Source organism: Streptomyces sp. NPDC101234 (assembly GCF_044767525.1).
Taxonomy (GTDB): Bacteria; Actinomycetota; Actinomycetes; order Streptomycetales; family Streptomycetaceae; genus Streptomyces; species Streptomyces sasae.
Genome location: NZ_JBIWOA010000005.1, coordinates 112,135 through 124,420 on the forward strand (window position 1 = coordinate 112,135; position 12,286 = coordinate 124,420).

The following is a 12,286-nucleotide window of genomic DNA, read 5'->3' on the forward strand; positions in this document are numbered from 1 at the left end:
CGCCGACAACGGCACCTTGTTGCCGGTCACCTCGTACACGAAAGGAAAGGACCCCGCATGTCAGGGCCAACCACGTCCTCCGTGCCCGACCGTCGGATGACCCCGGCGCGCACGCTCGTCTTCGCGATCGCCGCCGGGATGGCCGTCGGCAATCTCTACTGGGCCCAGCCCCTGATCGAGACCATCGCGGGGTCTCTCGGCGTCTCGTCTTCGAGCGCGGCCACACTGGTGACCGTCACTCAGGTCGGGTACGCGCTCGGTATCTTCCTCCTCGTACCGCTCGGCGACGTCCTGAACCGACGACGGCTCATTCCCCTCATTCTGGCGCTGTCCGCCGCGACGCTGCTCGGCGCCGCCGTGGCGCCGAGCTTCGCGGTGCTCCTCGTGGCGCTCGGCGGTGTCGGGCTGACGACGGTCGGCGCGCAGCTGCTGACCCCGCTGGCCAGCGAACTCGCCGAGCCCGAACGACGCGGACGCGTGGTCGGTGCGGTCGCGTCGGGCGCGTTGATCGGCATCCTGCTCTCCCGCACGATCAGCGGCTTCGTCGCCGACCTCCTCGGCTGGCGGGCCATCTACGTGATCGCCGCCGTGGTGACGCTCGTCCTCGCCGTCGTGCTCCGCGCCGTCATCCCCGTCCTCGAACCACGCGAACCCGTCCCTTACCCGCGCCTTGTCGGTTCGGTGTTCACCACCGTGGCCCGTTATCGCGCGGTCCCCCCGACCCTGGTCATCTCGGGCGCGAGCTTCGCCGTGTTCTCGCTGTTCTGGACGTCGCTGACCTACCTGCTGACGGCGGCGCCGTTCTCCTACTCCACGAGCCAGATCGGCCTGTTGGGTCTGGCCGGCCTGGCCGGGGCCCTTGCGGCACGGCGCGCGGGCGCCCTGCACGATCGCGGCTGGTCCGTACCCGTCACCGGCATCGCACTGACGCTGCTGGGACTGTCGCTGGTTGCTGCCTGGGCCGCGAGCAGTTCGATCATCGCGCTGATCGTCGTCGTCATCGCCCTCGACATCGCCGTGCAGGCCAATCTTGTGCTGGGGCAGACCCGCCTCTTCGCCCTGCCAGGCTCGGCTCGCAGCCGGCTGAACACGGCCTTCGTCGTCAGCAACTTCCTTGGCGGCGCGCTCGGTTCGGCGATGGCCGGCCCCCTCTGGGCAGCCGGTGGCTGGACAGCGGTCATGGTCGCTTCCCTGGCCATCACTCTGATCGGCCTTGCCGTCTGGGCTGTCAGCCGCAGCCGCCTTGCGGATGCCGGCGCCCTGGACGACCGTTCCACCGTGCGAGCCGAGAAGTCGAAGGCATCCCTGTGAGAGGTGACAGGAGATCAGTTCCGGCTCTGTCTGCGGGAGTCCCTGCCGTGAGGGGTATTGACAGGGACTCTCACCGGCCGTCCCGTCTCAATACCCTGGCGCCTATGGACAATCGGGCCGAAGTCAGCGCATTCCTCAAGTCCCGACGCGCCAAGATCACTCCTGAGCAGGCCGACATGCCGGTGCACGGGCGGCGGCGAGTTCCCGGGCTGCGGCGCGGCGAGGTCGCGGTGCTCGCCGGGGTAAGCATTGAGTACTACACGCGCCTGGAACGCGGCAACCTCCGCGGGGTCTCGGACGGCGTGCTCGACTCCCTCGCCCAGGCCCTGCGACTCGACGAAACTGAGCGAGAGCACCTGTACGAACTCGCCCGGGCGGCCAACACCGGCCCCGCCCGCGCCCGGCGCCACCCCAAGAAGACCCCTGTCCGGCCCGGCGTACTACACATCATCGAAGGACTGCGCGACCAGCCGGCGTACATACGCAACTACCGCACGGACGTCCTCGCGGCGAACCCGCTGGCCCGCGCGCTGCTCTGCACGGTGTTCGAGGTGGAGCCGGCCAACACTTCCCGGTTCGTCTTCCTCGACCCCCGCGCTCCCCGGTTCTACCCCGACTGGGACCGCGTGGCCCGCGAAGCAGTGGGCGCGCTGCGGGTCGCGGTCGACAGGAACCCCGGCGACCGCGAGCTGTCGAACCTGATCGGTGAGCTGTCCACCCGCAGTTCCGCCTTCCGTACCCTGTGGGGTGCGCACGACGTACGCGCCTGCGCCGACGGCACCAAACGCTTCCTGCACCCGGTAGTGGGCGAGCTGGAGCTGATCCATGAGACGTTGGACGTGCCTGGTGACGCGGGGCTGTGTCTGACGGTCTACAGCGCCGATCCCGGCACTCCTGCCGCCGACGCTTTGAAGCTCCTGGCCGCCTCGGCAGCCACCCAGAGCCAGGCCGACAACGCCGCATAGCCCGGCACCGAGCGTTGCCGCCGGGCCCTCCTCCAGGCTTCACGCCCGCGACGCCATCGGGTTCCGCGACCTGACCGAGCGTCCTGCCGCCATGTCGCCAGGTCAGCGCGAAGGGGTCCCTGCCATAACCCCTCACAGGCGTGACTGTCTGAGGGCCTCGGCAGCTGCTTTCGTTGGACTTGCGCGGAGCCCGACGGAACCCGCTCGTGCCCCCCAGGGCACGTGGGCCGCCCCGTTCCGGCGCAAGGCGGGATCGGCACCGATCTGGCATCGGGCATCACCGGAGCCGACGGCCCACCGACGCCGACCGGATGCCACCACCGTGGCCCTCCAACCAAACGGCCGAGAACAACGACGTCTTCGACCTCCCTTCATGCCCGTTCTTCACTCCTCTGAGGAAGTCTTGTGACGTCCACCGAAACTCTTCAGTCCCCTCCGGACGAACGGATCCCCGCAGCCGGAATGCGGGTGATCTGGCTCATGCTGATCGCCACGTTCGTCACCATCCTGAACGAGATGACGATGGGCATCGCCCTTCCTCACCTCAACGAGGATCTTGGTATCCCGCCGGAGCGCGGCCAGTGGCTCACCAGCGCGTTCATGCTCACGATGGCGGTCGTCATCCCCACCACCGGGTTCCTGATCCAGAGATTCAGCACTCGGCAGCTGTTCTTCACCGCGATCACCACTTTCATCGCCGGAACCGTCATCGACCTGGTCGCGCCCGGGTTCACCGTGCTGCTGATCGGACGGCTCGTGCAGGCCGCTGGCACCGGCATGATGATGCCCCTGCTGATGACCACCGTGATGACCGTCGCGCCGCCTTCGCTACGTGGTCGTCTGATGGGCCGTGTCGTCCTCGTGATGGGGCTCCCCCCGGCCATCGGCCCCACGCTGTCCGGTGTGGTCGTGGACACGCTCGGGTGGCGGTGGCTGTTCGGCATCGTCCTGCCGATCGCGATTGCCGCGCTGCTGATCGGCGCGCGCTTCATGACCAACCTGGGTGAGCGCAGCCACGCGCCCATCGACGGCGCCTCGGTCGTGTTGTCGGCTCTGGCGTTCGGCGGCATCGTGTATGGCCTCACCGAGGTGGGCTCCGCTCACGGTGACAGCACGTCGACGACCGGCGTGCTCGTGCTGATCGCCGGGGTGCTGTCGCTGGCGGTGTTCGTGTGGCGGCAGCTGACGCTCCAGCGTCGCGACGGCGCTCTGCTGGACATGCGGGTGTTCCGGTCCGCGAACTTCAGCGTCTCGGTGATCATCATGACCATCGTGGCCCTGTCGATGTTCGGCACGCTTACGCTGCTGCCCCAGTACCTGCAGAGCGTGGCGGGCCTTGATTCGGTGAAGGCGGGCCTCGTGTTGCTGCCCGGGTCGCTGCTGATGGGCCTGGTCGGCCCGGGCGTCGGCCGCATCTACGACCGCTGGGGCTCTCAGGTGCTCATCGTGCCGGGTACGGCGTTGATGACCGCGGCGCTGTTCTTCTACACCACGGTGGGACAGACGACGTCCCTGCTCGTTCTGATGGTCGCCCAGTCGGTGTTGTCGGTGGGTGTCTCGATGGCGTTCACTCCCTTGTTCAGCGCATCCCTCGGGTCGCTGCGTCCGAGCCTGTTCTCACATGGGTCGGCCGTTCTGAACACAGTGCAGCAGGTCGCCGGCGCCATCGGTGTGGCGCTGCTCGTCGGGATCTACTCCGCCGCCCTGTACAACGGAGCGGCCGAGGGAATCCCCGGTCCTGAAGCCGGAGTCAACGGCACCCGGTCGGCGTTCCTCATCGCGGGGATCATCGCGACCGTCACCGTCGTCCTCGGATTCTTCGTCCGCAAGCCCGCCGAGGAGGCGACCCCGGCGTCCGCAGCACACTGACCGTTCCTGCGCCCGCACGGTCTCGGATCGCGAGGGCGCAGGAACCCCGGCCATCCGTCCTCAGACAATCGGCCTTGAAGGGACCAGGACCATGATCACTCCCGAAATCCTCGACGCACTGTCGCTCCACCGCGATTCATCCGCCTCCGAACGCACGATCGACATCACCACGTACGGTGCCCGCACCGGGCAACCTCGGCGCATCGAGATCTGGTTCCACCACGTCGACGGAAAGTGGTACCTCGCCAGCACCCCCGACCCACGGTCCTGGTACGCGAACCTCCGAGCGAACCCGCGCTTTATCTTCCACCTGAAGAACGGAGTGCATGCGGACCTGCAAGCGACGGCCGTTCCGATCACCGACCCCGCTCCGAGGCGACGGATTCTCACGGCGATCGTGAGCAACTTGAACCATCTCCGTGGACCGGACGCAGCCCTCTCCGCGGAGGTCAGAGAGGAGTGGGTGAAAGGAAGCCCCCTTGTCGAGATCGTCTTCGATGAAATCGGGGATTGACGCCGGAGGCGATGGATCGAGCGTCACGGCCTCACGGCGACTTCGTTCACAGCGGGTTTCAGAGTCCGAGCCGTGCCACCACCGCCGCGTCGGCGAGCGCACGAGCAGCGTTTCTGGCCTGATCGGCGCTCGGAGCGGACAGCACCGCTTCCGCGATGGACTCGCACTGCGCCAGGCTGTGATGGCGCAGTGCGTGGCGTACGGCGGGCAGTGCCGGAGCGGACATCGAGAGGCTGGTGACGCCCATGCCTGTCAGGGCCAGCGCCATCAGCGGGTCCGACGCCGACTCCCCGCACACCCCGACAGGCTTGCCCATGGCCGCTCCGGCACTGGCGGTCGCGGCGACGAGGGCGAGCACGGCGGGCTGCCACGGGTCGAGCAGGTCGGTGAGTTCACCGCGCAGGCGGTCCGTGGCCATCGTGTACTGGGCGAGGTCGTTCGTGCCGATCGAGACGAAGTCGACCTCTTCGAGGATCGCCGCCGCCTGGAGCGCGGCGGCCGGGACCTCGATCATCACGCCGACGGTCTGGACACCGTGAGCGCGGGCGAGCCGGGCGAAGACACGGGCCTCGGCAGCCGTGGAGATCATCGGCGCCATCACCCACACCTGGGACCGGTCGTCGGGCGGGAGCGCGCGCGTGGTCTCGCCCAGTGCCGCGAGCTGTTCCTCCAGCAGCTCGGGCTGCGTACGGACGAGCCGGTAACCGCGCACCCCCAGCGCCGGGTTGTCCTCGTCCTCCTGCGCGGCGAACGCGAGCGGCTTGTCGGCGCCGGCGTCGAGGGTGCGTACGACCGTCTTGGCGCCCTTCGACGCAGCGAGGGCTCGGGCGTACTGCGGGGCCTGCTGGTCGCGCGAGGGTGCTGTCGCGGCGTCCAGGAAGAGCACTTCCGTGCGGAACAGCCCCACGCCCTCGACCGCAGCCGGGGCGAGCTGCTCGATCTCGTGCGGGGTGCCGACGTTGGCGAGCAGCGGAACAGGGTGGCCGTCGGACGTCGCGCCCGGTGCGGTGTCCTCAGCGAGCAGGCATTCAATCTCCGCTCGGCGGTGGATCGTCTCGACCAGGGCCTGATCCGGGTTCGCGGTGATGGTTCCGTTCCCGGCGTCTACGGCGACGAGGGTCCCCTCAGGGATCCCGGTGGCCCCGGTGGCCCGGACGACGCACGGGATGCCGAGTTGCCGCGCGATGATCGCCGTATGCCCGGTGGGGCCGCTCGATTCGGTGACGAGGGCGGCGACCTTTCCCAGGTCGAGTGCGGCGGTGTCGGCCGGCGAGAGGTCGACCGCACAGACCACGGACCTCTCCCGCAGCTCGGGCAGTCCCGGGGCGGGAAGTCCGAGGATCCGGGCCACCACGTGATCGCGGACACTCCGCAGGTCGGTCGACCGCTCGGCGAACAGACCGCCCGCGGCGGTGAGCATCGCGATGACCTCCGCGACGGCGTCGTCCACGGCGGCGGCCGGGCCCTGGCCGCTCTCGATCCGGGCCCGCACCAGGCCGGTGAGTTCGGGGTCAGCAGCCATGTCGGCTGTCGCGCGGAGCACTTCGGCGAGTGCCCCCGGTGCGGTGGCGGCCCGCTCGACGAGTTCACCCACCACCTCGGCCAGTGCCTTCTCCGCAGTGGCGATCGCCGTGACGCTGTCCGCCGGACCGGGCAGCCGAAGGGCTTCCGGGGGAATGGCGGGCACGGGCCGGACGAGGGCGAGCGGGGCAATCGCGGCGGCACGGCCGACGCCGATGCCGGACACGGTCGAGGGTGTGGTCACAGTACTCATGGCGGCTCGTCTCACTGCTCGTCGAGTTCGGTGGCCAGCAGGGCGGCGAGGTGGTCGAGCGAGGGCCCAGCCGACTCGTCCTCGGAGGCGAGGATGACGGCCTCGCCTTCCTTGAGGCCCAGGCTCATGAGCATGAGCGTGCTCTTCGCGGACACCGGGCTTCCGTCCGTTTTCCGGATGGTGACGGAGTGGTCGGTCGCCGCGACGGCTCGGGCGAAGGCTGCCGCCGGGCGGGCGTGCAGGCCCTGGGAACACATGACGGTGGCGTGTCGCTCCTGCATTCCTGACTCCTTTTATCTCTCGCTTCATATGCGTCACCCGATTCGTGACGCTGTTGGGAAAACCGTGGGTGATCGAAGAAGGCCTTCAGCTCACCGAGTGCGGGACAAAAATCGGCGGCACGAATCCCACGTCGAGGACCATGGCGCGGTTTTCGATGATCTCGACGGTCGTCACACTGCAATTACTCAACCCTGTGCGGCCGTTATGTCCCAGGCGTGCCAGGTAGGTGAACAGGGTGACGCCGTGGGTGACGACGAGGACGTCACCCTCCGCGTGGGTCCTCAGGATCCGCGCGAACGTATCGGTGATGCGGGCAAGGTACGCTGCGGCGGGTTCTCCGCCGGGCAGGCCGGGGTGCGTCCCAGTGATCACATCCGCAAAGAATGCGTACGGATCGAGCTGGGCGTACAGCTCCGGCTCCGGTCGCGCCTCCAACGTTCCGAAGGAGTACTCCCGCAGTCCGTCGTCCGCCCGCAGGCGCAGTCCGTCGTGGTGGCGCAGGATCTCCCGCGCGGTGGCCATCGTCCGCCCGGAGGGGCTCGCCCAGGCCCCCGTCAGCTCGACTTCGGCCAAGTGGGCTGCTGTCGCGCGCAGTTGCTCCAGGCCGTCGGCGGTCAGCGGTGAGTCGCACCAGCCCTGGAGGCGGCCAGCGGTGTTGTACTCGGTGCGGGCGTGCCGTACGAGATGGAGCCTCATGGCCGCAGGCCGGCCGGCTCGGGGCGGGACGCGCTGCCGGTGACCACCTGGCGTCGTATCTCGTCCAGGGCTCTCATCACCGCGACGCTCTCGTCCAGTGGCATGAGGGGGCTCTCCAGCGCGCCCTCCAGCATGCGGCGTTCGACTTCCAGGGCCTGGAAGTGCATCCCCCGACCCGGCAGGGCCGGCGGCTCGAACCGCCGTACGGGACTGCCGGGGCGGCCCGCGTCGTACACCGTGAAGCCCGTCGAGCCGAAGAAGTAGGGGTCGATCTCGATCCAGCCGTCCGTGCCGATGACGGCGGCGCCGTTGGGACCGGGGGTGTTCATGGCTGTGAGGGTGGTGGAGGTACGGCCCTGGTCGTGGCGCATCAGCACCGAGGCGCTCGTGTCGACGCCGGCCGGTGTCGCGTTGCCCGGGGCGACGATCTCGTGCGGTGCGCCCAGGAGATGGAAGGCGAGCGAGATGCCGTACACCCCGAGGTCCGCGACGGCGCCGCCGCCGAGCGCCGGGTCGTAGTGGCGGCCGGTCGGAGAGGCGTTGAGCTTCTGAAAGTGGTGCGTGACGACTCCCCTGACCTCGCCGATCGAGCCGCGGGCGAGCTCGGCACGGATCTCGGCGCACGTGGGCAGGAAGCGGGTCCACATCGCCTCCATCGCGAACACCGAGCGACGGCGGGCGGCGTCCACGATCCGTTGTGCCGAGGGCGCGTCGTCGGTGAACGACTTCTCGACGAGCACCGCCTTGCCCGCCTCGATCGCGAGGATCGCCTGGTCGGCGTGGAAGGGCTGCGGGGTGGCGACGTACACGACGTCCACGGCCGGGTCGTCGACGAGTTGCTCGTAGGACCCGTAGGAGACGGGGATGCCCGTCTCGCGGGCGAAGCGCGCCGCGCGGTCCGGGTCGCGGGCCGCCACCGCCGACACCAGCAGTCCTGCGGCCCGGAGTTCGGCGACGAAGACCTGGGCGATCTTGCCCGCGCCGAGGATCCCCCAGCGGATTCCACCCGTTCGCATTCGCCACTCCTCACTGCCGTCTCGCCGTGTCCGGGCACAAAAAAAGACCCGGGCGCGGCTGCCGTACGACAGCTCGTCCCAGGTCTTGCCCGGCTCACACCGGTAACAATCCGTGAACCGCACCGTAACGTCAGAGCGAGCGCGACGTCAACGGGGCGCCGGCGAGCGTTCCGCTCCCCGATCCGGCGGAAAATGGTCTTGCGCAATGTCTGGACACGGAAAAATCCGGCGTCTACTGTCCTGCCCCAAGGCGCACCTCGGTGCCCTATCCAAAGCTGGGATTGTTACTGGGCCGCAGGCAAGACCCAAGCTGAGATCCGCTGTTCCCTGACTTCTGCCGGTGTTTTCCGGCGTTCTCGGGAACGGCATCAAGGATCCCAGCTTGGGTCTTTTTGTTTTCACGAACCGTCTCGGCCGGTCCGGTGACAGCGGGGCTCGAGGAGGAGCCGTGGCAACAAGCAGCAAGTACGAAGTGATCGCCGAAGATGTCCTGCGGGGCATCGGCGGCAAGGAGAACGTCAGATCCGTCGCCCACTGCGCGACCCGGCTGCGTTTCGTCCTCAACGACCGCTCCAAGGTGGACAAGGAGGCCGTCGAGGCGACGCGCGGTGTCATCGCGGTCGTCGAGTCGGGCGGTCAGTTCCAGGTCGTCATCGGCAACACCGTCAGCGAGGTCTACAAGGCGGTCATCGCGCACGGCGTCGACGAGCGCGACGGCGGCGGCACCACCACCGGTGGCTTCCTGCCCCGTGCGATGGACGTCGTCACCAGCATCTTCACCCCGTTCCTGTGGACCCTGGCGGCCGTCGGTCTACTCAAGGCGCTCCTCGCGGTCGTCGTGAAGATCAGCCCCGAGTTCCAGGGCACGTCCACGTACGCCATCTGGTTCACGACGGCCGACGCCCTGTTCCAGTTCCTGCCCATCCTGCTGGCCGTCACCGCCGCGAAGCGTTTCAAGGCGAACCAGTTCACGGCCATCGCGATCGCCGGCGCGCTCGTCTACTCCGCGACCATCGCCGTCATCCCGGGCAAGGACGGCACGCCCCTGACGCTCCAGGCGTTCGACCAGGCGGGCGGGGATCTGACCTTCCTGGGCATCCCGGTCGTCATGGGCAACTATCTGTCCTCAGTCATCCCGGTCATCCTGGCGGTGTTCTTCCAGTCGCACGTCGAGCGTCTGCTGGAGCGGGTGATCCCGGCTGTGGTGCGCAACTTCACGGTCCCCCTGATCACCCTCGCGGTCGTCGTCCCCGTCGCTTTCCTGGCCATCGGGCCCGTCGCGAACCGGGCCGGCGACGCCGTCGCTTCCGGAATCCAGGACCTGTGGGGCGTGGCCCCATGGGCTGCGGGCGGTGTGTTCGGCGGTCTGTGGCAGACCATCGTCATCTTCGGTCTGCACTGGGCCTTCGCACCGTTCCTGACCCAGGAACTGGCGACGAGCGGCCACTCGATCCTGCTCGGCACGGTGTTCCCGGCGGTCCTCGCCCAGGGCGCCGCCACCTTCGCGGTCTTCCTCAGGACGCGCAACAAGGACCTCAAGGCCGTGGCCGGTCCGGCCAGCATCTCCGCCTTCGTCGCGGGCGTTACCGAGCCGGCGATCTACGGTGTCACGCTGCGGCTCAAGCGCCCCTTCGTCTTCGCGGCCATCGGCGGCGGCGTGGGCGGTGCGATCGCGGCGGCGGGCAACTCGGGAACAGACGGCTTCGTCCTGCCCGGTGCGATTACGCTCGCCTCGACCATGGGCGTCGGCAACTTCTCCCTCCAGCTGATCGGCTGCGGGATCGCCGTGGCCCTCGCGTTCGGCCTGACCCTCGTCCTGGGGTTCAAGGACCTGCCCGAGACGGCCGGGGCGGGCACGGACAGCGCCGATACGTCGGACGACGGGGTTGCGACGCTGGCGGCACCGGTCGCCGGAAAGGTCGTACCGCTCTCCGAGGTGCCCGACAAGGTCTTCTCCTCCGGCGCGATGGGATCCGGCCTGGCCGTGATCCCCTCCGAGGGCAAGGTCTACGCCCCCATCGGCGGCACCCTCGTCAGCGTCATGCCGCACGCCTTCGGCATCCGCAGCGACAGCGGTGTGGAAGTGCTCGTGCACATCGGTCTCAACACCGTCGAGCTCAAGGGCCGTGGCTTCACCCCTGCGGTCACCCAGGGCCAGCGCGTCGAAGCGGGCGATCTGCTCACCGACGTCGACCTCAAGGTCATCACCGACGCGGGCTACGACCCGATGACCGTCCTGATAGTGACCGACCCGGGCAGCCACTCCGCCGTCGTGCCCACCGCCACCGGTGACGTACAGCCCCGGCACGCCGCCCTCGACCTGATCGGCTGAGCCGCCCGGCCGCCCCACCGAACCGGTGGGGCGGCCGACGCCCCACCCGCCGCACGGCAGGCCCCAATGACATCCGGAGAAAGACACATGACAGCCCCCACCCCCCAGCCCTTCCCCGAGACCTTCCTCTGGGGCGGCGCGACCGCCGCCAACCAGATCGAGGGTGCGCACAACGCGGACGGCAAGGGCGTCTCCATCCAGGACGTCCTGCCCAAGGGCCTCATGGGCCCGAGGACCGCCGGCCCCACGCCCGACAACCTCAAGCTGGAGGGCATCGACTTCTACCACCGCTACGCCGAGGACATCGCGCTCTTCGCCGAGATGGGCTTCAAGGTCTTCCGCTTCTCCATCGCCTGGAGCCGGATCTTCCCCAACGGCGACGACGAGCTGCCCAACGAGGCCGGGCTGGCCTTCTACGACCGCGTCCTGGACGAGCTGGAGAAGCACGGCATCGAGCCGCTGGTCACCATCTCCCACTACGAGACGCCACTGGCCCTCGCGGAGAAGTACAACGGCTGGACGAGCCGGAAGATGATCGGCTTCTACGAGCGCTACGTCCGCGTCCTGTTCGACCGCTACGGCCACCGCGTCAAGTACTGGCTGACCTTCAACGAGATCAACGCGCTCGTGCACTTCCCGATCATCGGCGGCGCGATCCTGACGCCACCGGAGGAACTGTCCCGCCAGGACCTCTTCCAGGCCGTCCACCACGTCCTCGTGGCCAGCGCCCTGGCCACCCGGATCGCCCATGAGACACGGCCGGACATCCAGGTGGGCTGCATGGTGCTCGCCATCCCCGTCTACCCGCTCACCCCCGACCCTGCCGACGTCCTCGCCGTACTGGACGCAGACCACACCAACCTGCTCTTCGGCGACGTGCACGTGCGCGGCACCTACCCGGGCTACGCACTGCGCCACATGCGCGAGAACGGCATCGAACTCGACATCACCGACGAGGACCGCGAGATCCTCAAGAACACCGTCGACTTCGTGTCCTTCAGCTACTACATGAGCATCTGCGAGACCGCCGCCCCCGACCGGACCACGGGCGAGGGCAACATCATCGGCGGGGTGAAGAACCCGACCTTGCAGGACACCGAGTGGGGCTGGCAGATCGACCCCGTCGGCCTGCGGGTCGTCCTGAACCAGTTCTGGGACCGGTGGCAGAAGCCGCTGTTCATCGTCGAGAACGGCCTGGGCGCCAAGGACGAGCTGATCGAGGTCGACGGCCGGCCCACGGTGAACGACGACCACCGCATCGCCTACCTCAACGACCACCTCATCCAGGTCGGCGAAGCCCTCGCCGACGGCGTCGATGTCCTCGGCTACACGCCGTGGGGCTGCATCGACCTCGTCAGCGCCTCCACCGCGCAGATGAGCAAGCGCTACGGCTTCATCTACGTCGACCGCGACGACGACGGCAACGGCACCCTCGACCGCCACCCGAAGAAGTCGTTCCACTGGTACGCCGACGTCATCCGCAGCAACGGCGCGAGCCTGCGCCGGGGCGACGGGAGACCCTGACCC

At 68.7% G+C, this 12,286-nt stretch carries 10 protein-coding genes; 6 read left to right on the forward strand and 4 right to left on the reverse strand.

What is annotated here, in order from left to right; all coding sequences use genetic code 11:
• The first annotated feature begins 57 nt into the window (after positions 1-57).
• The 4 genes from ACIRR9_RS11165 (at position 58) to ACIRR9_RS11180 (ending at position 4,659) form a co-directional block, all read left to right on the forward strand.
• Entirely contained in the window at positions 58-1,311 is a 1,254-nt protein-coding gene (locus tag ACIRR9_RS11165; protein WP_403749925.1) for an MFS transporter, read from the forward strand.
• A 104-nt stretch (positions 1,312-1,415) separates the two neighbouring features.
• Complete coding sequence (locus ACIRR9_RS11170) at positions 1,416-2,276, forward strand: helix-turn-helix transcriptional regulator (protein ID WP_403749926.1); 861 nt, start codon at positions 1,416-1,418, stop codon at positions 2,274-2,276.
• Positions 2,277-2,681: 405 nt separating this feature from the next.
• Positions 2,682-4,145, forward strand: coding sequence for an MDR family MFS transporter (locus ACIRR9_RS11175; RefSeq protein WP_403749928.1), 1,464 nt, complete (start codon positions 2,682-2,684; stop codon positions 4,143-4,145).
• Between the two features lie 91 nt (positions 4,146-4,236).
• Positions 4,237-4,659, forward strand: a complete 423-nt coding sequence (locus tag ACIRR9_RS11180; RefSeq protein WP_403749930.1) for a nitroreductase/quinone reductase family protein — start codon at positions 4,237-4,239, stop codon at positions 4,657-4,659.
• A gap of 58 nt (positions 4,660-4,717) precedes the next feature.
• On the opposite strand, the gene ACIRR9_RS11185 is transcribed toward ACIRR9_RS11180, so the two are convergent.
• The 4 genes from ACIRR9_RS11185 to ACIRR9_RS11200 all read right to left on the reverse strand — a co-directional run bounded on the left by ACIRR9_RS11185 (position 4,718) and on the right by ACIRR9_RS11200 (position 8,427).
• The gene (locus tag ACIRR9_RS11185) at positions 4,718-6,433 is read right to left on the reverse strand and encodes a putative PEP-binding protein (protein ID WP_403749933.1); all 1,716 of its coding nucleotides are present in this window, start codon (positions 6,431-6,433) and stop codon (positions 4,718-4,720) included.
• Positions 6,434-6,444: 11 nt separating this feature from the next.
• Positions 6,445-6,714, reverse strand: coding sequence for an HPr family phosphocarrier protein (locus ACIRR9_RS11190; RefSeq protein ID WP_403749936.1), 270 nt, complete (start codon positions 6,712-6,714; stop codon positions 6,445-6,447).
• A gap of 85 nt (positions 6,715-6,799) precedes the next feature.
• Positions 6,800-7,411, reverse strand: coding sequence for a histidine phosphatase family protein (locus tag ACIRR9_RS11195; protein ID WP_403749939.1), 612 nt, complete (start codon positions 7,409-7,411; stop codon positions 6,800-6,802).
• On the reverse strand, positions 7,408-8,427 hold the full coding sequence (locus tag ACIRR9_RS11200; protein WP_403749941.1) for a Gfo/Idh/MocA family protein: 1,020 nt from the start codon (positions 8,425-8,427) through the stop codon (positions 7,408-7,410). Before ACIRR9_RS11200 ends, ACIRR9_RS11195 begins: the two co-directional genes overlap by 4 nt.
• A gap of 448 nt (positions 8,428-8,875) precedes the next feature.
• On the opposite strand from ACIRR9_RS11200, the gene ACIRR9_RS11205 reads away from it, so the two are divergent.
• Both ACIRR9_RS11205 and ACIRR9_RS11210 read left to right on the forward strand, forming a co-directional pair.
• Positions 8,876-10,759: a beta-glucoside-specific PTS transporter subunit IIABC gene (locus tag ACIRR9_RS11205; RefSeq protein WP_403749942.1), complete on the forward strand. Its 1,884-nt coding sequence runs from the start codon at positions 8,876-8,878 to the stop codon at positions 10,757-10,759.
• 87 nt (positions 10,760-10,846) lie between these two features.
• Positions 10,847-12,283, forward strand: coding sequence for a glycoside hydrolase family 1 protein (locus tag ACIRR9_RS11210; RefSeq protein ID WP_403749945.1), 1,437 nt, complete (start codon positions 10,847-10,849; stop codon positions 12,281-12,283).
• Positions 12,284-12,286: the final 3 nt, after the last annotated feature.

Coding starts and splice junctions, on each gene's coding strand:
- ACIRR9_RS11165 (WP_403749925.1), top strand. CDS start 58: ATGTCAGGGCCAACCACGTCCTCCGTGCCCGACCGTCGGATGACCCCG.
- ACIRR9_RS11195 (WP_403749939.1), bottom strand. CDS start 7,411: ATGAGGCTCCATCTCGTACGGCACGCCCGCACCGAGTACAACACCGCT.
- ACIRR9_RS11190 (WP_403749936.1), bottom strand. CDS start 6,714: ATGCAGGAGCGACACGCCACCGTCATGTGTTCCCAGGGCCTGCACGCC.
- ACIRR9_RS11180 (WP_403749930.1), top strand. CDS start 4,237: ATGATCACTCCCGAAATCCTCGACGCACTGTCGCTCCACCGCGATTCA.
- ACIRR9_RS11170 (WP_403749926.1), top strand. CDS start 1,416: ATGGACAATCGGGCCGAAGTCAGCGCATTCCTCAAGTCCCGACGCGCC.
- ACIRR9_RS11200 (WP_403749941.1), bottom strand. CDS start 8,427: ATGCGAACGGGTGGAATCCGCTGGGGGATCCTCGGCGCGGGCAAGATC.
- ACIRR9_RS11210 (WP_403749945.1), top strand. CDS start 10,847: ATGACAGCCCCCACCCCCCAGCCCTTCCCCGAGACCTTCCTCTGGGGC.
- ACIRR9_RS11185 (WP_403749933.1), bottom strand. CDS start 6,433: ATGAGTACTGTGACCACACCCTCGACCGTGTCCGGCATCGGCGTCGGC.